Origin of the sequence: Castellaniella sp. (assembly GCF_041677825.1) — a bacterium.
Lineage (GTDB): Bacteria > Pseudomonadota > Gammaproteobacteria > Burkholderiales > Burkholderiaceae_B > Castellaniella.
Genome location: NZ_JBAYPG010000004.1, coordinates 1 through 25,062 on the forward strand (window position 1 = coordinate 1; position 25,062 = coordinate 25,062).

The window sequence follows — 25,062 nt, forward strand, 5'->3', positions numbered from 1 at the left end:
ATGGATAGCCCGTGGACAACGCCTACGGCGTTGCCCACCGTCTACCCACAGGTCGGCGGCTGCACACATCAACACAGGCTGCCAGCTACCAAGTTCAGACTCATCTACGGATTGGAATCGACTGCTGAACCCGCCACAAACCCGTCACAAAAGTCGCCCATGAGCGACAAGCATGCCATGGCGCCTTATAATACGCCCAGTCTGGCAATGCAAGGCAATTCTGGCGCACATGTCTCTCGATGTACTCACCTTCGGCCTGAACCACGTCTCGGCACCGGTGGCGGTGCGCGAGCGCGTGTCGTTCCCGCTCGAACTGGTCAAGCCGGCGCTGGCGGCGCTGCGCACGGCCTTTGGGGCATCGGTGCGCGAAGCGGCGATCCTGTCCACCTGCAATCGCACAGAAATCTACTGCGCGGCCGAACCGGCCGTGGGCGAGCAGCTGCCCGCGTGGCTGGCCGAATTCAACCGGGTCGAAGCCGGCGAACTGGTGCCCCACCTGTACCAATACCAAAGAAATGACGCCGTGCGCCATGCCTTCCGGGTGGCCAGCGGGCTTGACTCCATGGTGCTGGGCGAGCCGCAGATCCTCGGGCAGATGAAATCGGCGGTGCGCGCAGCAGAGCAGGCGGGTGCATTGGGCACCCTGCTGCACCAGTTGTTCCAGCGCACGTTCTCGGTGGCCAAGGAAGTGCGTTCGCAAACGGCCATCGGGGCCCATTCCGTGTCCATGGCGGCGGCGGCCGTGCGCCTGGCCGAGCGCGTACTGGGGGATCTCTCGCAGTCGCGCGTGCTGTTCATCGGTGCCGGCGAAATGGTCCAGTTGTGTGCCACGCACTTTGCGGCGGCACGGCCGCTGCAACTGGCAGTGGCCAACCGTACGCTCGAGCGGGCCGAGCAACTGGCCGGGCAGTTCGATGCCCGCACGCTCAAGCTGTCGTCCCTGCCCGAGCATCTGGCCGAGTTCGACGTCGTCGTCTCATGCACGGCGTCCTCGCTGCCCATCCTGGGGCTGGGCCTGGTCGAGCGCGCAGCACGCATCCGGCGCCATCGGCCCATGGTCATGGTGGATCTGGCCGTGCCGCGCGACATGGAACCCGAAATCGGCCGGCTGGCCGATATCTACCTGTACACGGTAGATGATCTCGGCCGCCTGGTGCAATCAGGCAACGATGCCCGTCGGGCGGCCGTGGTGCAGGCCGAGGCGATCATCGAAGCGCGCGTGCAGCATTTCATGCACTGGCTCAGCAACCGCGAGATCGTGCCCGCCATCGTGCACTACCAGCACAATGCCGAGGCCCTGCGCCAGGCCGAGCTCGAACGGGCACGGCGCTTGCTGGCACGCGGCGATGATCCCGAGGCCGTGCTCGAATACCTCGCGCACAGCCTCACCAACAAGCACCTGCATGGTCCGCTGGCGGCGCTCAACCGTAGCGAAGGGGTCGAGCGCAACCAGCTGCTGTCCCTGTTGCCGCGCCTCTTGCCCGAACCGGGTGCGCGCCGGCATTAGCGTCTTTCACGCCCACGCCCACGCCCACGCCCACGCCAGCGTCATGCCGGCCGGTCCCATGTCCGGGGTCGGGGCCCTGAATATTCCGATTCGCTCTTGATCGCCAAACCTCATGAAAGCTTCTGTGCACCAACGGCTTGAACAGCTCGATTTGCGGCTGGTCGAAATCGATGCGCTGCTCGCCGAACCCGATAGCGCGGCCGATCTCGATCGCCTGCGCCGGCTCACGCGTGAGCGTGCCGAGATCGAGCCGGTGGTGCGCGTGTTTGCTGCCTGGCGGCAGGCACAGGATGACCGCGACACCGCACGCGAGTGGTTGTCCGAACCGGACATGCGCGCCCTGGCCGAAGAAGAATTGCGCGACGCGGCCGAGCGGCTCGAACAGTACGAGGCCGATCTCCAGGTTCTGCTGCTGCCCAGGGATCCCGACGACGATCGGGGCGTGTTTCTCGAAATCCGGGCCGGTACCGGGGGTGATGAAAGTGCCCTGTTCGCAGGTGATCTGCTGCGCATGTACAGCCGTTACGCCGAGCTGCAGGGCTGGCGCGTCGAGCTGGTGTCGGCCAGTGAAGCCGAACTGGGCGGCTACAAGGAAGTGATCGCACACTTGACAGGGCAGGGGGTGTATGGTCGGCTCAAGTTCGAATCGGGTGCGCATCGCGTGCAGCGCGTCCCCGAAACCGAATCCCAGGGCCGTGTGCACACATCGGCCTGCACCGTGGCGATCATGCCCGAGGCCGACGAACAGGCCGACATCCGCATCGATCCCCAGGACCTGCGCATCGACACGTTCAGGGCCAGTGGCGCGGGGGGGCAGCACGTCAACAAGACGGATTCCGCGGTACGCATCACGCACCTGCCCACGGGGCTGGTCGTCGAATGCCAGGACGACCGCTCGCAGCATCGCAACCGCGATCGCGCCATGCAGGTGCTGGCGGCCCGTCTGAAGGACCGCCAGCAGCAAGAGGCCCAACAGCGTGAAGCGGCGCAGCGCAAGAGCCTGGTGGGTTCGGGTGACCGCTCCGAGCGCATCCGGACCTACAATTTCCCGCAGGGCCGCGTCACCGACCACCGCATCAACCTCACCCTCTACAAGCTGGGCCAGATCATGGACGGCGAACTGGACGAGCTCACGTCGGCGTTGCTGGCCGAGCACCAGGCTGCCCAACTCGCCGAGCTGGCGCACGATTGAACCATGGATGTCTCGGATACGATCTCTCTGCGCGCCGCACTGATGGCCAGCCGGCTGCCGCGACTCGAGACCCATCTGCTGTGGCAGACGGTTCTGGGGGTGACGCGAGCCTGGCTGATCGCCCACGATCTGGACCCGGTCACGGCCGCGCAGGTGGCGCAATTCGAGGCCCTGCAGGCGCGCCGGCTGGCAGGCGAGCCCATGGCCTACTTGCTGGGCGTGCGCGAATTCTACGGGCGGGATTTTGCTGTCGGGCCGGCGGTGCTCATCCCGCGCCCCGAAACCGAAGGATTGGTCGAGTGCGCCCTGCAGATCGTACAACGGGTTCACCAGCCCCGCATTCTTGACCTGGGTACCGGCAGTGGCGCCGTGGCGGTGACTCTGGCGCTCGAGCGTCCGGATGCCGATGTGCTCGCCACGGACTGCAGCCACGAGGCCTTGGCCGTGGCGCACGGCAATGCAGACCGACTGGGTGCACAATTGGGGTTTTTGCAGGGAAATTGGTACGATGTCGAGTTGGGTTCGAGATGCTTTGATCTGATCGTATCGAACCCGCCGTACATACCGGCCCGGGATGCGCACTTGCACCAGGGCGATCTGCGCTTCGAGCCGGGCCCGGCCCTGACTGACGGGGCCGATGGCCTGCAGGCCCTGCAGGTCATCGTGCGCGGTGCCGGTGCATATTTGTGCGCGCAAGGGGCATTGTGCGTCGAGCACGGCTGGGATCAGGCCGCCGCCGTGCGCGCCATGATGGCCGCTGCCGGTTTCACAGGGGTTGCCAGCCAGCGTGATCTGGCAGGCATCGAACGCATTACACAGGGCCGGTGGCCGGCCTGATTCATCACAGAGCAACCAGAGAGCACCATGAGCGATACAGTACAGTCCGAAGTCCACAACTTCATCCGCGAAACCGTCACCGAGCATCCGCTGGTGCTCTTCATGAAGGGTACGGCGCAATTTCCGCAATGCGGCTTTTCGGCGCGTGCCATACAGATTCTGAAAGAAGAAGGTGTCACCCAGCTGGTCACGGTGAACGTGCTCGATGACGCCGAAGTGCGCCAGGGCATCAAGGACTACTCGAACTGGCCCACCATCCCGCAGCTGTATGTCAAGGGCGAGTTCGTCGGTGGTACCGACATTCTGGGCGAGATGCATCAGAACGGTGAACTGGCACCGATGCTGAAAGAAGCGGGCGCCATCGCCTGATCCGATGCGGCGGGGCCCTGCTCCGTATTACTACCGATTGTGAGAAAACCCTTCAAAGGTGCACCATGCGCATGCTCGCGCGCGTTTGCAAGGTGCGCATTCTGGTTTACCAACCACCCATAGGGGCTCTCTCTCATGCAACGTCGATCCTTCCTGAAGAAGGCAGCCCTTGGTGCGGCTGCCGGCAGCGCTACCCTCGCTGCCCCCGCATTCGCCCAGGACTCACCTGTCATCCAGTGGCGTCTGGCATCCAGTTTTCCGCGCAGCGCCGATGCCATCTATTCCGGCGGCGAGCACGTCGCCAAATACATTTCCGAAGCCACCGATGGCAAATTCCAGATCCGGGTCTTTCCGGGCGGTGAACTGCTGCCTGCGCTGGGGGTGCTCGATGGCGTGCAGAACGGCACGGTCGAGTGCGGCCATACCGCGTCGTACTACTACTACGGCAAAAATCCGACCCTGTGTTTCGATGGCGCCGTGCCCTTTGGCATGAATACGCGCCAGATGAACGCCTGGGTGTTGCAGGGCGGCGGGCTCGATCTGTTGCGCGAAGTGTTCAACCAGTACAACATTGTCAATTTTCCCTGCGGGTTCACGGGCTGCCAGATGGGCGGGTGGTTTCGCAAGGAAGTCAAGACGGTGCAGGATCTCGAGGGCCTGAAATTCCGTACGGCGGCCTTCGCCGGGGCGGTGCTCATGAAACTGGGGGTGGTGCCGCAGCAGATCGCAGGCGGCGACATCTACCCGTCGCTCGAAAAAGGCACCATCGATGCAGCCGAATGGATCGGCCCCTACGATGACGAAAAACTCGGCTTTCACCGGGTCGCGCCCTACTACTATTTTCCGGGCTGGTGGGAAGGCACGCTGCAGGTCTCGCTGTACGTCAACAAAAACAAGTTCGAGGGCCTGCCCAAGCACTACCAGGATATTGTCACAGATGCCGCGGCACGTGCCACCAGCGTGATGCTGGCCACGTATGACGCCGAAAACCCCAAGTCGCTCAAGCGCCTGGTGGCCGAAGGCGCCAAGCTGCGGGTCTTCCCCAAACCGGTCATGGATGCCTGCTTCAAGGCCTCCGAAGAAACCTATGCCGAACTCTCGGCAAAGGATCCCGGCTTCAAGAAGGTGTACGACCACTACAAGGCATTCCTCGATCAGGAAATCCCCTGGTTCCGCATCGCCGAAGGCAGTTTCGACCAATACATGGCTTCGATGATCAAGTAACACCAGGTAACGTGGTGTCTGGGCCCGCTCTCGGGCTGCTGATCGCACAGGCACCTGGCCCGCGTCGGGCTCAGATGCCCGTGCGGGTGTCTGGTTTCTTTTTTTCCGGGTCGTCATGAACGCTCTCCTTGCCCTGGCACGGCTGATCGACACGATCAATCGTCGTGTCGGTCAGGCCGTGACCTGGCTGGTTCTGCTTGCCGTGGTCATCAGCGCCACCAATGCCACGGTGCGCAAGATCTTCAATGTCAGTTCGAACGCCTGGCTCGAGCTGCAGTGGTATCTGTTCGGTGCCATCTTCCTGCTGGCGGCCGGATACACGCTGCTCAAGAATGAGCACGTCCGTGTGGACGTGCTTGCAGCCCACCTGTCCCGCCGCAGTCAGTTGTGGATCGAAATTTTCGGCGTGCTGTTCTTCATGTTTCCGGCCTGCGGGCTCATCATGTGGCTGGGCTGGCCCTTCTTCATGGATGCCTTCGTCAATGCCGAACAATCGTCGAACGCCGGGGGGCTGATCCGCTGGCCGGCCAAGCTGCTGATTCCCATCGGTTTTGCGCTGCTGATCCTGGCCGGGCTCTCGCATCTCATCAAGTGTATCGGCGCGCTCATGGGGCGTTGTCCCGATCCCCGTGAGGTGCATGCGGGCAAGTCGGCCGAAGAAGAACTCGCCGACGAGATCGCCCGTCAGGCGGCCCAGCGCGAGGCCGCCTCGCAACAGAGGCACTGACCATGGACGCCCTCCTGATTGCCTACATGGCGCCCATCATGTTCGGCACGCTGGTCGTACTCCTGCTGCTGGGCTTTCCAGTCGCCTTTTCGCTGGCGGCCAACGGCATTCTGTTCGGCTTGATCGGTGTCGACCTGGGCCTGCTGTCACCGGCCCTGTTCCAGGCCTTGCCGCAGCGTGTCTTCGGGGTCATGTCCAACGAGGCCCTGCTGGCCATCCCGTTCTTCACCTTCATGGGCCTGATTCTCGAGCGCTCGGGCATGGCCGAAGACCTGCTCGAGACCATCGGGCAACTGTTCGGCCCCATGCGTGGCGGGCTGGCCATCGCGGTGGTCATCGTGGGTGCCATGCTGGCCGCCACGACAGGGGTGGTCTCGGCGTCGGTGATTTCCATGGGTCTGATCTCCCTGCCCATCATGTTGCGCTATGGCTACGATCGCCGCCTGGCCACCGGGGTGATCGCGGCCTCGGGTACGCTGTCGCAGATCATCCCGCCCTCACTGGTGCTCATCGTGCTGGCCGATCAATTGGGTCGTTCGATCGGCGACATGTACAAGGGGGCGTTCCTGCCCGGGTTTGCCCTCACCGGCCTGTACATCGTGTATGTGCTCACCGTGGCTTTTTTCCGGCCCAGGGCAGCGCCCGCCATCCCCATCGAGGCGCGCACCTTCATCGAACCCAATGGCAGCCACGGCATCCCCTCGCTGCTCGTCCTCATGGCCCTGTCGGTCGGCGTGTCGCTGCTCGGGGTCGAATTCCTGCTCGAAGACGGCGGCCACGTCGACGAACTGATCGTCACCAGCATCCTCATCTGGGGGGTGGCGGCCTTCATCATGGCCACGCTCAACAAGGTGCTGCGCCTGGGGCTGCTGTCACAGATCGCCGAACGGGTCACCTTCGTGATGATCCCGCCACTGGCCCTGATCTTCCTGGTGCTGGGCACCATCTTCATCGGCGTCGCCACGCCCACCGAGGGTGGCGCCATGGGGGCCGTGGGCGCGCTCGTCATGGCGCTGATCAAGCGGCGCCTGAACCTGCAGTTGCTGCGCCAGGCGATGGACACCACCACCACGCTCACCTGCTTCGTGGTGTTCATCCTCATCGGTTCGTCGGTGTTCAGCCTGACCTTCCGCGGGGTGGACGGCGATCTGTGGGTCGAGCACCTGCTCACCAGCCTGGCGGGCGGCGACATGGGTTTTCTCATCGTCGTCAGCATCCTGACCTTCTGCCTGGCGTTCTTCCTTGATTTTTTCGAACTGGCCTTCATCATCGTGCCGCTGATCGGGCCCGTGGCCGACAAAATGGGCATCGACCTGATCTGGCTGGGCATTCTGCTGGCGGTGAACATGCAGACCTCGTTCATGCACCCGCCGTTTGGCTTTGCGCTGTTCTATCTGCGCTCGGTCGCCCCCAAGGACGACTACACCGACAAGCTCACCGGCCAGAAGATCGCCCGGGTGACCACCGGCCAGATCTACTGGGGCTCGGTGCCCTTCATTCTGATCCAGATCGTCATGGTGGTGATCGTGCTGCTCTACCCGCAGATGGTCACGCACTACAAGGCCGACCGCCCGGACGTCAATCTCGACGAGATCAGCATCGACATCGGCGATGACGGCAACTACGGTGGCGGGGGATATGGCGATGCGTTTGGCGCCTACGGGTCCGGTTATGAAGATGCCGATGGCACCGACGCGTCAGGCACGACCCCTTCAGGCGCCGCCGAAGGCGATTCGGGTGCCGCTGGCGGGCCGGCCGGCAGCGGTGATTCCGGCGCCAATGGTGCGCCGGCCACCACCAGTGGCACAGCCGGTGAGGCTCGCAAGAATGCATCGGATGATGACCAATACACCAATATGTTCAGGTAGGCGGCGTACAATTTCAGGGTGTTGATCTTCGATCCAGGCCCGAATCTCCCATGTCCAGCCGTTTTCTTGATGATGTGCAGGCCCGTCTCGCCCAGTTGCGCACCGACGGATATTACAAATCCGAGCGCGTGATCGCCGGCCCCCAGTCGGCCCGCGTGCACCTGGCCGATGGCTCGTCCGTACTCAATTTCTGTGCCAACAACTATCTGGGCCTGGCCAATGACCCGCGCCTCATCCGGGCTGCGGTCCGGGGCCTGGAGCAGGATGGCTTCGGCCTGGCCTCGGTGCGTTTCATTTGCGGCACGCAGGCCGGGCACAAGGCGCTCGAGGCCGAACTGGCCCAATGGCTGGGCATGGGTGATGCCATCCTGTATTCCAGCTGTTTCGATGCCAATGGCGGCCTGTTCGAGGCCCTGCTCGATGAGCAGGATGCCGTCATCAGCGACGCCCTCAACCATGCCAGCATCATCGACGGCATTCGGCTCAGCAAGGCACGCCGGTACCGCTATGCCAACAATGACATGGCCGATCTGCGCAGCCAGCTGCAGGCGGCCCGCGACGGCGGTGCGCGCCACATCCTGGTGGCAACCGATGGCGTGTTCTCCATGGATGGCATCGTGGCCAACCTGGGTGCGATCTGTGATCTGGCTGACGAATTCGATGCATTGGTCATGGTCGATGACTCCCATGCGGTGGGCTTCATGGGGGCCGAAGGCCGGGGCACGCCCGAGCACTGTGGCGTACAGGGCCGCGTGCACCTGCTCACGGGCACCCTGGGGAAAGCGCTGGGGGGCGCATCGGGCGGCTATGTGGCCGCCGATGCGCGGGTGGTCGACCTGCTGCGTCAGCGCTCCAGGCCCTACCTGTTCTCGAACACCCTGGCCCCTGCCATCGTCGCGGCATCGCGTCAGGTGCTCACATTGTTGCGCGGCTCCGAAGGGGCCCGGCTGCGTGAACGCGTGCAGCACAATGGCCGGCTTTTTCGCCGGCAGATGCAGGCGCTGGGCTTTCATCTGGTGCCCGGCGAGCATCCCATCATTCCGGTCATGCTGGGCGAGGCCGCCCTGGCCGCCCGCATGGCCGATGCGCTGCTCGAACAGGGCATTTACGTCATCGGCTTCTCGTACCCGGTCGTCCCCAAGGGGCAGGCGCGCATTCGCACCCAGATGAGCGCGGCGCATACCCCGGAAGACATCGAACACGCGGTGCAGGCCTTTGCACAGGTTGGCCGTGCGATGGGGGTCATCCAATGAAAGCGCTGGTCAAGACCCGGCCTGGCGTCGGGCTCGAACTGGTCGAGGTGGAGCGCCCCGTCGTGGGTCACAATGATCTGCTCATCCGCATCCACAAGACGGCCATCTGCGGCACCGACATCCACATCTGGAACTGGGACGACTGGGCGGCGCGCACCATTCCGGTGCCCATGCACGTGGGCCACGAATACATGGGCGAAGTGGTCGAGGTCGGCCAGGAGGTGCGTGGCTTTTCGGTGGGCGATCGCGTCTCCGGAGAAGGCCACATCACCTGCGGGCACTGCCGCAATTGCCGGGCCGGGCGGCGCCATCTGTGCCGCAATACGCAGGGGGTGGGCGTGAACCGCCCGGGGGCTTTTGCCGAGTATCTGGCCATCCCGGCCTTCAATGCCTTCCGCATCCCCGATGATGTGTCCGACGATCTGGCGGCGATCTTCGATCCGTTCGGCAATGCCGTGCACACGGCGCTGGCCTGGGATCTGTCCGGTGAGGACGTGCTCATCACCGGCGCCGGGCCCATCGGCGCCATGGCGGCCGCCATTGCCCGTCACGTCGGTGCCCGGCATGTGGTCATCACCGATGTGAACGACTATCGCTTGCAACTGGCGGCACGCATGGGGGCCAGCCGGGTGGTCAACGTGGCCCGCGAAGATCTGGCAGAGGTGATGCGCGAACTGGGCATGGTCGAAGGCTTCGATGTCGGGCTCGAGATGTCGGGCGTGCCTGATGCGCTTGCGGCCCTGCTGGCGCAGATGAATCACGGCGGCAAGGTCTCGCTGCTGGGCATCCTGCCCGACGGCGTGGGCATCGCATGGAGCCAGGTGATCTTCAAGGGGCTTGAAATCAAGGGCATCTACGGCCGCCAGATGTTCGATACCTGGTACAAGATGGCCGCCATGCTGCAAAGCGGCCTGGACATTTCGCCCGTCATCACCCACCACTACCCGGTGGCCGATTACCGCCGCGCCTTCGAGACCATGCGCTCGGGCGCCAGCGGCAAGGTGATCCTCGACTGGCGCCCCCGCGCGTAGCTCAGGGGTAGAGCCCGCGCACGTGGTGGGCTTCCAGGATGCGGGTGCAGGCCACGATGAACGCGGCGGTGCGCAATGACACGCCGTGCTGGCGTGCCACCGACGACATGGCGGCATAGGCGGCGCGCATCATGGCTTCGAGCCGGTGGTTGATTTCCTGCTCGGTCCAGAAGAAGCTCGAGAAATCCTGCACCCACTCGAAGTAGCTGACGGTCACCCCGCCGGCATTGGCCACCACGTCGGGCACAATGACGGTCCCCTTGGCCGAGATGATGTCGTCTGCTTCGGGTGTCGTGGGGCCATTGGCCCCTTCGACCAGAATGCGGGTGTGGATCAGGTCGGCATTGTGTTCGGTGATCTGCCCTTCGAGCGCCGCCGGGATCAGGATGTCGGTCGGCAGCGACCAGAATTCTTGTGCGCTGAGCGTTTCGGTGCCAGCGGCGCCGGCCACGCCACCGGTCTTCTGGACATGATCGAGCAGGGCGGGGATGTTCAGGCCCCGCTCGGCATGGACAATGCCGGTGTGATCGTAGATGGCCACGACGTGCGCGCCGGCATCATGGAACAGGCGTGCGGCTGTGCCCCCCACGTTGCCGAAGCCCTGGATGGCGATGCGCGCCCCCTTGATTTCGATGCCCGATTCGCGCGCAGCTTCGCAGGCAATCACATAGACGCCGCGACCCGTGGCCTGGATGCGCCCCAGGCTGCCACCCAGCGATACGGGCTTGCCGGTGACCACCCCGGTATTGGTACCGCCTTCGTTCATCGAATAGGTGTCCATCATCCAGGCCATGATCTGGGCATTGGTGTTGACGTCGGGCGCAGGGATGTCCTTGTGCGGGCCGATGATGTCGTGGATTTCGCTGGTGTAGCGGCGGGTGATGCGTTCGATCTCGGCCTGCGAATACTGGTGCGGGTCAAAGCGTATGCCCCCCTTGGCGCCCCCGAAGGGCAGGTTGACCGCGGCCGACTTGATCGACATCCAGGCCGACAGCGCCATGACTTCCGACAGCGTGACGTCCTGGTGGAAGCGCACCCCGCCCTTGCCGGGGCCGCGCGACAGGCTGTGCTGCACGCGATAGCCCTCGAAATGCGCCATGGTGCCGTCATCGAGCCGGATGGGCACATCGACCACCAGAATCCGCTTGGGTCGCTTCAGGATGCCAACCAGCGGGGCCAGTGACCCGAGGTAGGGGGCGACCCGGTCGACCTGCTGCAGATAGATGGCCCAGGGGCCGGGATCATGGGGATTCAGGTAAGAAGGAAGATCGGAGACTGAAGATGCAGACATGAAGGGACCTGGTCAGAGAATAAGTGCGAAAACCCCCGAGGCGCCGTGCATCAGAGGGAAATCTTGGATGTGGTCCCTATTTTAGTGCGCAACGCAGAGTTCTTCAGAGCCCGTAGAGACGCAGGCCTTCGAGGTCGAGCACCTCGACACCCCCGTATGTCGCTTTGAGCAGCTCTGCAGCCTCGAGGGCGCGCAGGGCCTGGTTGGTACGCTGGCGCGAGATCCGCGCCAGGTAGCCGATTTCTTCCTGGGTGATGTCCAGGCGCATCGAGTTGCCCGGATACAGCAGCGGGTTGAAGAGTTCGGCCAGGCAGCGCGCCACCCGTGCATCCGGCGCGAGCAGGCGGTCGTATTCGGCCTTGCCGATGAACTGGGCCACGCGTTCGTTGAGCTGGTGCAGCAGGTAGCGGTTGAACGGGATGCTGGCATCGAGCAGCCAGTAGAAGGTGTCATTGCGCAGGCGGGCGATGGTGCTCTGGCGCAGCGCGATGATGTCGTACTTGCGGGCTTCGCGCTTGAGCAGCGAGCCTTCGCCGATCCAGCCCCCCGCAGGCACGCCGGTGAGCGAGGCCATCTTGCCATCGGCGGTGCCCACCGACACCTTGATCAGGCCCGCGAACACACCGATCCACGCGCTGGCCAACCCGCCCTTGTGTTCGATGATGGTGCCTGCGTCGACCTGTGCCACGGCCGTATCACGCACCACCCTGGCCTGCTGCGCATCATCGAGCAGGTCGAACCATGCGGCATGCCGGTGCAAGGCCTGAATCACATTCATCAGGAATTACCCTAGTTCAATCTTGAATGTCATACAAGGGACAGTTGGAACCCGAAGGGGGCGGTATCTTGAATGACAACAGCATCCATAGAGATGCACCACGGATGGCATGTCACATGCATCGACACCACGGAGACATCATGGTACAGGAAACCCATCGGGCTGCGAGCCCTTCTGTCGATCCGGCCAATGACATCCTGCTGTCGGTCGAGGGCCTGCACTTGGCATTCGGCGGCATCAAGGCCCTGCAGGGCATCGATCTGGCCGTGCGTCCGGGCGAGATCTATTCCATCATCGGCCCCAACGGCGCTGGCAAGACATCGCTGCTCAACTGTATCTCCGGGCGCTACCGTCCGCAGCAGGGCCGCATGGTCTTCAACGGCACCGACATCACCGGGCTCAAGCCCAATCAGCGCTGCAGGCTGGGGCTGGGGCGGACCTTCCAGAACCTGGCCCTGTTTGGCCACATGACCGTGCTCGACAACATTCTGGTGGGTCGGCATCATCTGATGCGCAACAATTTCCTCAGCGGATCGCTGTACTGGCTTTCAGGGGCGCGTCGCGAAGAACTCGAACACCGCCGGCATGTCGAAAACATCATCGATTTTCTCGAAATCGCGCATATTCGCCACAGCATTGCCGGCACGCTGTCATACGGCCTGTGCAAGCGTGTCGAACTGGCCCGGGCCGTGGCCCTGAACCCCAGGCTGCTGCTGCTCGACGAGCCCATGGCCGGCATGAACTTCGAAGAAAAGGAAGACATCGCCCGCTACATCATCGACCTCAACGAAGAGTGGGGCATCACCATTGTCATGATCGAGCACGACATGGGCGTCGTGGTCGATATTTCCGATCACGTCACCGTGCTCAACTTCGGCCAGCCCATCGCTTCGGGCCTGCCCGATGATGTCATGGCCGATCCCTTCGTGCGGCAGGCCTATCTGGGCGAAGAATCCCTGCTCGAGGAGTCGGCATGAATTCCGCCAGCGCCTGGCCCGACCTGCAGCAGCACGATACCTATCCGAAACTGCTGGCCCACAATGCCCGTCACTGGCCCGACGACATCGCCCTGCGCGAGAAAGAATTCGGCATCTGGAACGAAGTCACCTGGCGCGACTACGAGCAGGCCGTCGAACTATTCGCGCTCGGCCTGCTCGAGCTGGGTGTGCAGCCTGGCGATATCGTCGGCATCGTGGGCGACAACCGGCCCGAATGGGTGCAGTGCGAAATCGCCGTCCATGCCGTGGGGGCCATGAGCCTTGGCATCTACCAGGATTCAATGGGCGAAGAAGTCCAATACCTGCTCGACTATGGCCGGGTGCAGGTCATCATGTGCGAAGACGAAGAGCAGGTCGACAAGATCCTGCAGATCGCCGATGACTGCCCTGCAATCCGGCACATCATTTACCATGATCCCCGCGGCATGCGCAAGTACCCGGACCCGCGCCTGATCAGTCAGCACGAACTCTTCGAACGGGCTGGCGCCGCACGCCAGCGCGAGCCCGGGCGCTATCGCCAATTGGTCGAATCAGGCCCGGGCGAACGCCCTTCGATGCTGATCACCACCTCGGGGACCACGTCCCGGCCGAAACTGGTGATGTTCCAGTCCCGTTCCTTTCTCGATCACACCGCGGCCTATCTGCGGGCCGACCCCAAATATGCGGGCGACAACTACGTATCCGTGCTGCCGCTGCCCTGGATCATGGAGCAGGTCTACGCGCTGGCCCAGTCGCTGATCACTCGCATGACGGTCAATTTCGTCGAAGAATCCGAAACCATGATGCAGGATCTGCGCGAGATCGGCCCCAATTTCGTGCTGCTCGCGCCGCGCGTCTGGGAATCCATCGCCGCCGACGTCAAGGCGCGCATGATGGAAGCCTCGCGCATCAAGCAGTGGATGTACGCCCTGGGCATGAAAATCGGCATGCCGCAGCTCGAGCGTCACGGCCGGCCGTCGCGGCTGGCCCATGTCCTGCTGTTTCGCGCCCTGCGCGATCGCCTGGGCTTCAGTCACCTGCATTCGGCGGCCACTGGCGGCGCGGCTCTGGGGCCGGATACCTTCAAGTTTTTCCTCGCCATGGGGGTGCCCCTGCGCCAGATCTATGGCCAGACCGAAATGGCCGGGGTCTATACGGGCCACCAGCCCGACGACCTGGATTTCGACAGCGTGGGGGTGCCGTTCGACAATACCCGCCTGCGTATAGACCAGCCCGATGAAAACGGCGTGGGCGAGGTTCTGGTGCGCAGCAGCGGCATGTTCATGGGCTACTACAAGAACGAGCAGGCCACGACCGAAGCCGTGCACGATGGCTGGCTGCATACGGGTGATGCCGGCTACATGAAAGAAAACGGCCATCTGGTGGTGATCGACCGTCTGTCCGATCTGGCAGTCACCTCGCTGGGTCACCGCTTTTCGCCCATGTATGTCGAAAACAAGCTGAAGTTTTCGCCATTCATCGCCGAAGCCGTCATCCTCGGGCATGAACGCCCGTGGTTGGCTGCCATGATCTGCATCCGCTACGGCATATTGTCGAAATGGGCCGAGCATCGGGGCATCGCCTTCACCAACTACACCAATCTGTCGGCCCAGCCCCAGGTCTACGACATGATCCGGCGCGAGATCGAGCAGGTCAATGCCGGGCTGCCGGCGTGGCAGCGGGTGCGCAAGTTCCTGCTGCTCTACAAGGAACTCGATCCCGATGACGGTGAACTCACCCGTACGCGCAAGATCCGCCGCAAGGTGGTGCAGGAAAAATACGCCGACATCATCGATGCCATCTACGACGGGCGCGAGTCCGTGCACGTCGATACCGTGATCACATTCCAGGACGGCACCCGTTCACAGGTCATCACCGACCTGCGGGTCGTCGACCTGTCCTGAGGAGAAACCACCATGGACTGGAGCCTGCTGCTGGCATTCGCGGTCAACGGGATACTCGTGGGGGCCCTGTATGGGGTGGTGGCCATGTGCTTCGTGCTCATCTACAAGGCCACGCAGATCCTGAATTTCGCCCAGGGCGAATTCCTCCTGATCGGCGCCTGGATCTGCTGGGCAACCATCGTACAGTTCGGATTGCCATTCTGGCTGGGCTTCCTGGTCACCCTGGCCTTCATGTTTCTCTTTGGCGTCCTGCTGCAGATGGTGGTGCTGCGCCCCATGATAGGCGAACCCATCATTTCGGTGATCATGCTCACCATCGGGCTGTCCATCGTGTTCCGTTCGGCCATGAACTGGATCTTCGGCTCGCATGTGCGCTCCTTTCCGGCCGTGTTCGACACGGATCACGTCGAGATCCTCGGTCTGAACGTGCAGATGCCCTACGTGCTCAGCTTCGTGCTGGCCATTCTGGTCGTGCTCGGTTTCTTCCTGTTCTTCAAGTATTCACGCATGGGCCTGGCCATGCGTGCCACCGCCTTCGACCAGCAGGTGGCGCAGAGCCTCGGGGTTTCGGTCGAGCGGGTGTTCGCGCTGTCGTGGGCCATCTCGGCCATGGCCTCGGCCCTGGCCGGCGTGGTCATCGGCATGGTCAACGGGGTGTCATCCTCGCTCGCCTTCTATGGCATCAAGGTCTTTCCGGCGGTCATCGTGGGTGGGCTCGATTCCATCGTGGGTGGCATGGTGGGCGGGCTCATCGTGGGCGTGATCGAGAATCTGGCCGCATTTGCCGATACCCAATACCTGCATTGGGGCAACCTGCTCGAAGTGGTGCCGTTCTATGTGCTGATCATCATCCTGATGGTCAAGCCCTACGGCCTGTTCGGTACCGAAGACATCGAACGCATCTAAGGAGACCCGGGCCATGGCATTGGGCGCAGACAGCATGCGGTGTGGTGAATTCCACACCAGTTATCGCACCGACATTCGTATCTTCCCGACCGCCTTTTCACGCAACATGGCCTTGCTGGGTCTGGCGCTACTGGCTCTGGGGCCTCTGTACCTGAACGCGTACTGGCTCAGTCTGCTGATCCAGATCGGCTATTTCAGCATTGCGGCGCTCGGGCTGAACATCCTCACGGGCTACTCGGGGCAGATCTCGCTGGGGCATGCGGCGTTCTTCGGGGTGGGGGCCTTCACCTCGGCCTGGCTGAACAACAGCTTCGGCATCCCGGTGCTGTTGTGCATCCCGCTGGCTGGCCTGTTCACCACCCTGGTGGGGCTGATCTTCGGCTTGCCTGCAGGGCGCCTCAAAGGCATGTACCTGGTCATCGCCACCCTCGCGGCGCAATACATCATCGAAGATTTCTTCAACCGGGCCGACTGGTTCACCGGCGGCACGGCCGGTACCATGGCCGGGTCGGTCGAACTCTTCGGGTTTGCCTTCGATACCGACGGGCGCTACTTCTATGTGGTGCTGGCCTTTCTGGTCCTGACCCTGCTGCTCGTCACCAACCTGATGCGCAGTCGCGACGGCCGGGCCTTCGTGGCCTTGCGCGACCATTACCTGTCGGCCGAGATCATGGGTATCAATCTCAACAAGTACCGCATCCTGGCCTTCGGCATCTCGTCGTTCTATGCCGGTATCGGCGGGGCGCTGTATGCGCACTATATGGGTTATGTGTCGGTCGAGGCCTTCGGCCTGCTGCTCTCCGTCCAGTTCATCGGCATGATCATCATCGGTGGCCTGGGCTCGGTCATGGGGACCCTGCTGGGGGTGATCTTCATGGTCATGCTGCCGCAGGTCGTCACCTGGGGCGCAGGCGCGCTCAAGCATCTGGCGCCTCAATTGGGCTCCAACGTGTCCTACATGCAGGAAATCGCCGTGGGCATGGCCATCGTCCTGTTCCTGATTTTCGAGCCCGAAGGCCTGATTCATCGCTGGAAGATGACCAAGGCCTGGTGGAAGCTGTACCCGTTCTCGTATTGACGCTCTCGCATTCGATGTGAACCGGCCTGTCCTGGCCGACATTCAAGCAGCAAGCATGCAAACCTTGAGGAGGGATCTGACATGTCAAGCAAACTGACTCCGTTACTGGCTGCCGCCGCAGTCATGGGCCTGGGGCTCGCAGGCCCGGCGCAGGCCGCCGACAGCATACCCGTGGGGCATCTGTCGGCGTTCACCGGGCCCACGTCCGACGTGGGGGTGCCTTATGGCAATGCCATCGATGATGCGGTGGCCTACATCAATGCCCATGGCGGCATCAACGGCAAGAAAATCGATATGCCGTCCGAAGACTACGGTTATGAAATTCCGCGTTCGGTGGCCCACTACAAGCGCTGGCAATCCAGCCTCAAGCCGGTGCTGATCCAGGGTTGGGGCACCTCCGATACCGAGGCGCTGACGCCGTTCGTCACCAAGGACGGGATCGTGTTCTTCTCGGCGTCGTATTCCGGCCACCTGACCGATCCCACCGGCAAGGCACCGCGCAGCAAGGCGGCCACGCCTTACAATTTCTTCGTGGGCGCCACGTATTCCGATGCCTGTCGCGCCCAGGCCTCATGGGCCATGAAAGACTGGAAGGCATCGGGCAAGGAAGGCAAGCCCAAATGGGTCCACATGGGTGCCAACCACCCCTATCCAAATGCGCCCAAAGAGGCCTGTACCGAATGGGCCGAAGAAATCGGCTTCGATGTCCTGCCCCCCATCGTCTACCCTCTGGCCCCGGCCGACTTCAAGTCCCAGTGCCTGGCGCTCAAGGATGCGGGCGTCAACTATGCCTATCTGGGCAATACGGCCGCCAGCAACGTCTCCATGATCAAGTCCTGCAAGACGGTGGGCACCGATGTGCAGTTCGTGACCAACTACTGGGGCTTTGACGAGCCCTCGGCCGAAGCCGCTGGCGCAGATGGCGATGGTATCGTGGTACCGGCCATGGCCGCCTGGACGTCCGATGCCCCGGGCATGAAGACCGTGCATGAAGTCTCGAAGATGTCCGATCCCGAGGGCAAGAAGGCGCGTGCCTTGCCCTACATCCGCGGCGTCTGCTCTGCGTTCGTGATGCGTGACGCGATGCTCCTGGCGGACAAGTCCGGCGAAGTCACCAGCCAGAGCATCAAGGCTGCTCTCGAGACCATGACCGAGCACGTACCCGCCGAACTCCAGGGGGTCTGCCCGCCCGTGACCTGGACGCCGACCGATCACCGCGCCACCACGCAGGTCACCATGTACCGCAACAACTGGAACAACGGCAATCCGCAGTTCGAGATGCTGGATATCGAGCAGTTGCCGCGCGGCGAAGAGTATCTGGGCTGGTAAGGCCCAGGCCCGGGGCGGCAGCGCGCCCCGGGCTCCACACGGAGATCATCATGGCACAACAGGCCCGGGCCCCCGATACGGCCGAGATCATGCTCTCGGTCAACAACATCGAGGTGGTCTACGACGAAGTCATTCTGGTGTTGCGCGGGGTCAGCCTCGATGTGCCGCGCGGGCAGATCGTCACCTTGCTGGGTGCCAATGGGGCAGGCAAGTCCACCACCCTGAAGGCCATTTCCGGCCTGCTCAAGACCGAAGATGGTGAAGTCACGCGCGGCAGCATCACGTTCCAGGGGCAGACCATCAGCAACCAGACGCCTCAGGCGATCGTCGAGCAGGGTATTTTCCAGGTCATGGAGGGCCGCCGTGTCATCGAGGACATGACAGTACTCGAAAACCTGCGCCTGGGGGCTTTCACGCGCAAGGACAAGCAGAACATCCGGCGTGACATGGATATGGTGTTCGGCTATTTCCCGCGCCTGCTCGAACGGGCAGGGGGTCTGGCCGGCTATCTGTCGGGGGGCGAGCAGCAGATGCTGGCCATTGGTCGCGCGCTCATGGCCAGGCCCCAGCTCCTGCTGCTCGACGAGCCTTCCATGGGCCTGTCGCCCCTGCTGGCCAAAGAGGTCTTCGGCATCATAGAGACCATCAATCGCGAACAGGGGCTCACGATGCTGCTGGTCGAGCAGAACGCCAACTGGGCCCTGCGTCTGGCCAGCTATGGCTACATCATGGAAAACGGCAAGGTGGTGCTCGATGGCACACGGGCCGAACTGGTTGGCAACGAAGACGTGAAGGCCTCCTATCTCGGTGGGGGCGAAGAGCGCCGTTCGTACAAGAACATCAAGAGCTACAAGCGTCGCAAGCGCTGGCTGTAACTGGGGAACCCATGCACGATCATTACGACACTCGCGAGACGCAGCCGCCAGAAGAGCGTGAACGGCAACTCTTCGAGCGCTTGCCTGCTGCCCTGGAACAGGCTCGCGCAGCCGCGCCCGCCATCGCGCACCAACTGCGGGGTCTTGACCCGGCGCAGATCGACAGCCGTGCCGCACTCGTCGAGATACCGGTGCTGCGCAAGTCCGAACTCCTCGAAGCCCAGCACGCCGCCCGCATCGCCGCGCAGCGTGTGGGTCGAAACGACCGCAAGCGTGTCTTCGGCGGCTTCTCGGCGATTGGCTGGGGGCAGGCACGGCGCGTGTTTGCATCACCAGGGCCCATCTACGAGCCGGAAGGCGCACGGGCCGATTACTGGGGTTTTGCGCGCGCCCTGCATGCAGCCGGGGTCCGTCCGGGCATGCTGGTGCACAACTGCTTCTCGTACCATTTCACCCCTGCGGGCTCGATGATGGAAACCGCCGCCCATGCCCTGGGGTGTACGGTGTTTCCGGGTGGCGTGGGGCAGACTGAACAGCAGGTCCGGGTCATGGCCGACCTGGCGCCCGACGTATACGTGGGCACGCCCAGCTTCCTGCGCATCATCCTCGAAAAGGCCGATCAAATGGGGGTGGCCTTGCCTTCACTGCAATGCGCCGTGGTATCCGGGGAAGCCTTTCCCGCAGCCTTGCAGGTCTGGCTGAGGGCGCATGGGATCACGGGTTTCCAGGCCTATGGCAGTGCGGATCTGGGTATGGTGGCCTACGAAACCGAGGCCCGTGATGGTCTGGTGCTCAACGAAAACCTGATTGTCGAGATCGTGCGCCCGGGTACTGGCCAGCCGCTGCCCGAGGGTGAGGTCGGTGAACTCGTGGTGACCACGCTGCAACCCGATTATCCATTGCTGCGCTTCGGTACCGGCGATCTCTCGGCCTTCCTGCCGGGGCAGTCGCCCTGCGGGCGCACCAATGCCCGTATACGCGGCTGGCTGGGGCGCGCCGATCAGACCACCAAGGTGCGTGGCATGTTCGTGCATCCCGAGCAGGTGGCCCGGGTGCTGGCCCGTCACCCACGGATCCGCCGCGCCCGTCTGCTGGTATCGGGCAATGACGGGCACGACACCATGATGCTGCAGGTCGAGTCCGACAGCGCGCTCGAGATCGATTCCATTGTGCAGACGGTGCGCGAAGAAACCAAGTTGCGTGCGTCGGTCCAGCAGGTGGACATGGGCAGTCTGCCCAATGACGGCAAGGTGATCGAGGACAGGCGCCGATTGGCCTAGTTGCGGGTTCGTCCGGGCAGGCGCCGACGATCCTGTGGCTTGCATGTGCAGCGTTCTGCCAGGTGTGCGGCGCAGATGGCGCGCAGCCGGTGCGCTTGCGGTACCATCGGGTATTGGAAGTCCGTATCGCACAACAGGAGCAAGAAGCTATGCAAGAACTGTACAAATATGCGGCCGCCATCATCGCCTGTGCGGCCGCGCTGCCTCTGGCACACGCCGGCACCCTCGACACCGTCAAGGATCATGGGGCGCTGCGCTGTGGGGTCACCACGGGTTTTGCCGGGTTTTCAGCACCCGATGCCAAGGGCCATTGGACCGGGCTGGATGTCGATATGTGTCGTGCCGTGGCTGCGGCCGTGCTGGGCGATGCCGGCAAGGTCGAGATCGTGCCGCTCAACGCCCAGCAGCGTTTCACGGCGCTGCAATCCGGCGAGGTCGATCTGCTGGCGCGCAACACATCGGTGACCCAGTCGCGGGACACCTCGCTGGGCGTGATTCATGCCGCCATCAATTTCTACGATGGCCAGGGGTTCATGGTGCCCAAGTCGCTGGGCATCACGTCGGCCAGGGATCTGAACGGCGCCACCGTATGCATGCAGACCGGCACCTCCAATGAACAGAATATGGCCGACTGGGCGCGCGCGCATCAGGTGCAGTACAAGCCAGTCGTGATCGAGCAGTTCAACGAGGTCGTCAACGCCTTTGCCGCGAACCGCTGCGATGTCTTTACCACCGATGCCTCCGGGCTGGCCTCGATCCGGGTGGCCAAGATGGCCGATCCCGATCAGTACGTGATCCTGCCGGAGATCATTTCCAAAGAACCCCTCGGCCCCTTTGTACGCCAGGGTGACGATGCCTGGCTCAATGTCGTGGCCTGGTCATTTCAGGCCATGACCGGTGCCGAAGAACTGGGCGTCACATCCGCCAATGTGGATCAGCAGCTCGACAGCCCGAACCCCAACGTACAGCGTCTGCTCGGGGTCACCGGCAGCGCCGGCAAGAACATGGGGCTCGATGAGCAATGGGCCTACCGGATCATCAAGCAGGTGGGCAACTACGGCGAATCCTTCGAGCGCAATGTGGGCATGGGCAGCCCCCTGCAGATCCGTCGCGGCCTGAATGCCCTCTGGACGGATGGCGGGCTGATGTACCCCTTGCCCATTCACTGAGGCCATGACCCGTGTATCGATTGTTCCCCTGTGTCCATTGATTCCTGCATGCTCATGACTACAGCACTGATACTGGTTGATATCCAGAACGATTATTTCTATGGCGGGGCCTTGCCCTGTGTGGGGATGGCGCAGGCCGCACAGCGGGCCGCCGCGCTGCTGGCACGCTTTCGTGAGCGCGCTGCACCCGTTGTCCATGTGCGGCATCTGGCACAGCGCGAAGGTGCTGGTTTTCTGGTGCCCGGCACCCGGGGGGCCGAGATTCACCATTCCGTCGCGCCGCTGGATGCTGAACCCGTGATACTCAAGCATTTTCCCAACAGTTTTCGTCAGACTGATCTGCACGAGCGCTTGCAGGCTGCCGGCATCGATACGCTGGTCTTCTGCGGTGCCATGAGCCACATGTGCATCGATGCCAGCGTACGGGCCGCTTTTGATCTCGGGTATCGCTGCATTGTGGTGGACAAGGCCTGTGCCACGCGCGATCTCACCCTGGGCGGCCGGACGGTGGCGGCTGCGGATGTGCACACTGCATTCATGGCGGCACTCGCCCAACCCTATGCCCAGGTCGTGACCGATCCAGACTGGGTCGGGCCGTGGCCGGCAGACCCGTCCGGGTCAGTCGGCTGAATCACGCACGGGCACCTTCGGGCTGGCCTGCCCCGCAGCGCCCGGTCGGGGCGATCCTGCCGGTCAGGGCCGCCTGCGATACACCAGGCTGATGCGGGCAAAAGCGGCCTGCAGTTCAGGGGTGCCGGCCTGAAACACCACGGGGCGCCCCTTGGGCACGAAGCAGACCAGTTTCTTGGTAGCCACCAGCGGGATGAACTTCGTCGATTGGATCTCGCCCCAGGTCACTTCGCGCCGCGAGATCCAGCTCTGGCGGATGCCGTGCTCTGAAATTTCAGTGACCGAGGTCCACATGTGGGCGCTCATCCAGAGCAGCGCCCCCAGGCACACCAGGATGCTGGCAATCACCAGCATGGGCAGCGCCCGAGGGCCTGCCAGCTGCAGCACCATCACCAGACGCCAGACGATCAGCGCCATGATCAGCCAGGCGATGGCGGCAATCCAGCGTGGCCATGCCTGACCGCGCAAGGGCAGGGGGCCGATCTGTTCGAGCAGCCGGGCCTGCTCTTGCGGTGTGGGGCGCGCGGACACCAAGGCAGGCGTTACCCGGCTTTCTTCAGGGCCAGGGCCTTGCCGGCGCGGCTGGCGTTGTCGCGGCCCAGCTGGGCGGAGATCCAGGTGCCGGTATCGACCACGGCATCCAGATCGACCCCGGTGTGCAAGCCAAGGCCGTGCATGAGGTAGAGCACGTCTTCGGAGGCGACATTGCCCGTGGCGCCCTTGGCGTAGGGGCAACCACCCAGGCCGGCGACCGAGCTGTGGAAGATGCGCACACCGCATTCGAGCGCTGCCAGAATATTCGCCAGGGCCTGGCCGTAGGTGTCGTGAAAGTGCCCCGACACCTGTGTGCCCAGATCGGCGATCTGGCCCACCGCCTGCATGACTTCTTTTGTGCGCCCGGCCGTGCCCACGCCTATCGTGTCGGCCACGTCGATTTCGTCGCAGCCCAGCCGCAGCATGCGCTCGGCCAGGTCGACCACGGCGGCGACCGGGGTTTCGCCCTGGTAAGGGCAGCCCAGCGCACAGCTGAGGCTGCCGCGCAGGCGCAGGCCGGCCTGTTTCGCTGCCTCGGCCACCGGCTGGAAACGATCCATGGATTCGGCAATCGAGCAGTTGATGTTGCGTTGCGAAAAGGCTTCGCTGGCCGCCCCGAAAATGACCACTTCGTCGACCTGTGCCGCGAGGGCGCCCTGCAACCCCCGCATATTGGGTACCAGGGCGGAGTACAGGGTGCCCGTGCGGCGCCGGATGCCCGCCATGACCTGCCCGCCATCGGCCATTTGGGGTACCCATTTGGGCGATACGAAGGATACGGCTTCGATGTTCTCGAAGCCCGCAGCGCTCAGGCGATCGACCAGTTCGATCTTGGCCTCGGTGGCGACAAATTGCTTTTCATTCTGCAGGCCGTCGCGTGGCCCGACCTCGATGATCTTGACGTGTGTATTCATGGCGGTTTTCTACTGGGTATGACGGGAATCTGGCCTGCCAGCTGGCGCCCGCGTGATGCATGTGCGCGCGTGCAGGTGTTGATGGGTCATCATAGCCTGCCCGGCCGCCGCTGTACGCGGCCATCGTCGGTGCGCACCAGATGGCCGGCCAGCTCGAGCCGCGTCAGCTGGCTTTGCAGCCGATCGAGCGGCCAGCCCAGGCGGGCCTGCAGGAAATCGACATCACGGGGCTGGTGGGCCAGCGCATAGAGTACGGCGGCGGCATCGTCATCCAGCCCTGCCGGCAGCCCTTCCTGCAGCGCGTCTGTTTCCTGCTCGCCGATGTCGGGGGTGGTGATGCCGTCATCGGGCCGCGCCCGTACACCCGCAGTGTGCAGTGCGGCACGCTGCGCGGCCCCTGGCGGGTCTGCATCATGTGCGCCGGCCCGCGCGGCGCGTTCTGGCGCCTGCGCCGCATGCTCGGGCCATTCTTCGAGAATGTCCAGGGCCGACTCGACCAGCTTGGCGCCCTGGCGGATCAGCGCGTGGCAGCCATGAGACAGGGGTGAATGGATGGAGCCCGGTATTGCAAACACTTCGTGGTTCAGTTCGGCTGCGGCGCGTGCAGTGATCAATGAACCGCTGTGTTCGGCGGCTTCGACCACCAGGACGCCGCGCGCCAGGGCGGCCACCACGTGGTTGCGCTGCGGAAAATGGTGTCGCAGGCCGCGTGCCCCCAACGGAAACTGCGACAGCAGCAGGCCTTCATGGGCGATCCGGTGGGCCAGTTCGCGGTGGCTGGCCGGGTAGACGCGGTCGATGCCGGTGCCCAGTATGGCCAAAGTACCGCCGCCGCCCGCCTGCAGGGCGCCGCGGTGGGCAGCCCCGTCGATCCCGCGGGCCAGACCGCTGACGATGCACCAGCCCTGTGCCGCCAGGTACTCGGCAAAGGCGTGGGCGTTGTATTCACCTTCTGCGGTTGGATGGCGGGCACCCACGATGGCCAGCATGGGTCGCTGCAGGCAGGCCAGATCGCCGCTGGCATACAGCAGGGGTGGCGCGACCGATGTCTTGAGCAGGGCGCTTGGATATTCGGCGTCGGCCCAGGTGAGCAGGTGGTGTCCAGGCTGCGCCTGCCACGCCTGCGTGCGCTCGAACAGGGCATCGAGCCCTGCATCTGGCGGCTGGCGCAGCTGCAGGGCCAGGTCGGCCCCCACGAGTGCCGCGAGCTGGCTGAGCGATGCCGTGAAGACGGCCTCTGGCGTGTGCAGGGCTTTCAGCAGTTTGTGGATGGTGGCAGGCCCCACGCCGGGGATGGCGCCCAGGCGCAACCAGGCGCGCAGTTCATCTGGAAGAATGGCGGAAGTATGCATGGTGGGGATTTGAAGGGGTCAACCGGGATTCTTGCGG

23 protein-coding genes are annotated in these 25,062 nt (G+C 63.6%); 18 read left to right on the forward strand and 5 right to left on the reverse strand.

The features are described from left to right. Positions 1-229: 229 nt before the first annotated feature. The 9 genes from hemA to tdh all read left to right on the forward strand — a co-directional run bounded on the left by hemA (position 230) and on the right by tdh (position 10,008). Positions 230-1,507, forward strand: a complete 1,278-nt coding sequence (gene hemA / locus WCY17_RS02650) for a glutamyl-tRNA reductase (RefSeq protein ID WP_372700622.1) — start codon at positions 230-232, stop codon at positions 1,505-1,507. A gap of 112 nt (positions 1,508-1,619) precedes the next feature. Continuing rightward, on the forward strand, positions 1,620-2,699 hold the full coding sequence (prfA, locus tag WCY17_RS02655; RefSeq protein WP_372700623.1) for a peptide chain release factor 1: 1,080 nt from the start codon (positions 1,620-1,622) through the stop codon (positions 2,697-2,699). Positions 2,700-2,702: 3 nt separating this feature from the next. Next, positions 2,703-3,536, forward strand: a complete 834-nt coding sequence (prmC, locus tag WCY17_RS02660) for a peptide chain release factor N(5)-glutamine methyltransferase (protein ID WP_372700624.1) — start codon at positions 2,703-2,705, stop codon at positions 3,534-3,536. A gap of 27 nt (positions 3,537-3,563) precedes the next feature. Next, positions 3,564-3,905, forward strand: coding sequence for a Grx4 family monothiol glutaredoxin (gene grxD / locus WCY17_RS02665; RefSeq protein WP_372700625.1), 342 nt, complete (start codon positions 3,564-3,566; stop codon positions 3,903-3,905). A 135-nt stretch (positions 3,906-4,040) separates the two neighbouring features. Beyond that, complete coding sequence (locus WCY17_RS02670) at positions 4,041-5,129, forward strand: TRAP transporter substrate-binding protein (protein ID WP_372700626.1); 1,089 nt, start codon at positions 4,041-4,043, stop codon at positions 5,127-5,129. 115 nt (positions 5,130-5,244) lie between these two features. Next, positions 5,245-5,856: a TRAP transporter small permease subunit gene (locus tag WCY17_RS02675; RefSeq protein ID WP_372700627.1), complete on the forward strand. Its 612-nt coding sequence runs from the start codon at positions 5,245-5,247 to the stop codon at positions 5,854-5,856. A 2-nt stretch (positions 5,857-5,858) separates the two neighbouring features. After that, positions 5,859-7,724: a TRAP transporter large permease subunit gene (locus WCY17_RS02680; protein ID WP_372700628.1), complete on the forward strand. Its 1,866-nt coding sequence runs from the start codon at positions 5,859-5,861 to the stop codon at positions 7,722-7,724. A 50-nt stretch (positions 7,725-7,774) separates the two neighbouring features. Further along, positions 7,775-8,977: a glycine C-acetyltransferase gene (locus WCY17_RS02685; protein ID WP_372700629.1), complete on the forward strand. Its 1,203-nt coding sequence runs from the start codon at positions 7,775-7,777 to the stop codon at positions 8,975-8,977. Beyond that, positions 8,974-10,008 (forward strand): L-threonine 3-dehydrogenase, encoded by a 1,035-nt coding sequence (gene tdh, locus WCY17_RS02690; RefSeq protein ID WP_372700630.1) that lies wholly within the window; start codon positions 8,974-8,976, stop codon positions 10,006-10,008. The genes WCY17_RS02685 and tdh overlap by 4 nt, the downstream gene beginning before the upstream one ends. Before the next feature lies 1 nt (position 10,009). Here tdh and WCY17_RS02695 read toward each other — a convergent pair whose 3' ends face one another. Next, positions 10,010-11,299 (reverse strand): Glu/Leu/Phe/Val dehydrogenase, encoded by a 1,290-nt coding sequence (locus WCY17_RS02695; RefSeq protein ID WP_372700631.1) that lies wholly within the window; start codon positions 11,297-11,299, stop codon positions 10,010-10,012. Between the two features lie 103 nt (positions 11,300-11,402). Then, on the reverse strand, positions 11,403-12,077 hold the full coding sequence (locus WCY17_RS02700; protein ID WP_372700632.1) for a Crp/Fnr family transcriptional regulator: 675 nt from the start codon (positions 12,075-12,077) through the stop codon (positions 11,403-11,405). Positions 12,078-12,217: 140 nt separating this feature from the next. Between WCY17_RS02700 and WCY17_RS02705 the strand changes: the two genes are divergently transcribed. The 9 genes from WCY17_RS02705 (at position 12,218) to WCY17_RS02745 (ending at position 22,225) form a co-directional block, all read left to right on the forward strand. Continuing rightward, a complete protein-coding gene (locus tag WCY17_RS02705; RefSeq protein ID WP_372700633.1) occupies positions 12,218-13,054 on the forward strand; it encodes an ABC transporter ATP-binding protein in 837 nt (278 codons plus the stop codon). Continuing rightward, on the forward strand, positions 13,051-14,958 hold the full coding sequence (locus WCY17_RS02710) for a long-chain fatty acid--CoA ligase (RefSeq protein ID WP_372700634.1): 1,908 nt from the start codon (positions 13,051-13,053) through the stop codon (positions 14,956-14,958). Before WCY17_RS02705 ends, WCY17_RS02710 begins: the two co-directional genes overlap by 4 nt. A 12-nt stretch (positions 14,959-14,970) precedes the next feature. Then, positions 14,971-15,864 (forward strand): branched-chain amino acid ABC transporter permease, encoded by an 894-nt coding sequence (locus tag WCY17_RS02715; RefSeq protein ID WP_372700635.1) that lies wholly within the window; start codon positions 14,971-14,973, stop codon positions 15,862-15,864. Between the two features lie 13 nt (positions 15,865-15,877). Then, the gene (locus WCY17_RS02720) at positions 15,878-16,942 is read left to right on the forward strand and encodes a branched-chain amino acid ABC transporter permease (protein ID WP_372700636.1); all 1,065 of its coding nucleotides are present in this window, start codon (positions 15,878-15,880) and stop codon (positions 16,940-16,942) included. A gap of 81 nt (positions 16,943-17,023) precedes the next feature. Then, positions 17,024-18,271, forward strand: coding sequence for an ABC transporter substrate-binding protein (locus tag WCY17_RS02725; protein WP_372700637.1), 1,248 nt, complete (start codon positions 17,024-17,026; stop codon positions 18,269-18,271). A gap of 89 nt (positions 18,272-18,360) precedes the next feature. Further along, on the forward strand, positions 18,361-19,146 hold the full coding sequence (locus tag WCY17_RS02730) for an ABC transporter ATP-binding protein (protein ID WP_372700752.1): 786 nt from the start codon (positions 18,361-18,363) through the stop codon (positions 19,144-19,146). An 11-nt stretch (positions 19,147-19,157) separates the two neighbouring features. Continuing rightward, a complete protein-coding gene (locus WCY17_RS02735) occupies positions 19,158-20,426 on the forward strand; it encodes a phenylacetate--CoA ligase family protein (protein WP_372700638.1) in 1,269 nt (422 codons plus the stop codon). 149 nt (positions 20,427-20,575) lie between these two features. Continuing rightward, positions 20,576-21,595: an amino acid ABC transporter substrate-binding protein gene (locus WCY17_RS02740; protein WP_372700639.1), complete on the forward strand. Its 1,020-nt coding sequence runs from the start codon at positions 20,576-20,578 to the stop codon at positions 21,593-21,595. Between the two features lie 54 nt (positions 21,596-21,649). After that, complete coding sequence (locus WCY17_RS02745) at positions 21,650-22,225, forward strand: cysteine hydrolase family protein (protein ID WP_372700640.1); 576 nt, start codon at positions 21,650-21,652, stop codon at positions 22,223-22,225. A gap of 63 nt (positions 22,226-22,288) precedes the next feature. Here the strand turns inward: WCY17_RS02745 and WCY17_RS02750 are convergent, their stop codons facing one another. From WCY17_RS02750 to dprA, 3 genes are all read right to left on the reverse strand, one after another. Then, positions 22,289-22,756 carry a hypothetical protein gene (locus WCY17_RS02750; protein ID WP_372700753.1) on the reverse strand — a complete coding sequence of 156 codons (468 nt, stop codon included), beginning with the start codon at positions 22,754-22,756 and terminating at the stop codon, positions 22,289-22,291. Positions 22,757-22,767: 11 nt separating this feature from the next. Next, positions 22,768-23,673 carry a hydroxymethylglutaryl-CoA lyase gene (locus WCY17_RS02755; protein WP_372700641.1) on the reverse strand — a complete coding sequence of 302 codons (906 nt, stop codon included), beginning with the start codon at positions 23,671-23,673 and terminating at the stop codon, positions 22,768-22,770. An 89-nt stretch (positions 23,674-23,762) separates the two neighbouring features. Next, complete coding sequence (gene dprA / locus WCY17_RS02760; protein ID WP_372700754.1) at positions 23,763-25,034, reverse strand: DNA-processing protein DprA; 1,272 nt, start codon at positions 25,032-25,034, stop codon at positions 23,763-23,765. Positions 25,035-25,062: the final 28 nt, after the last annotated feature.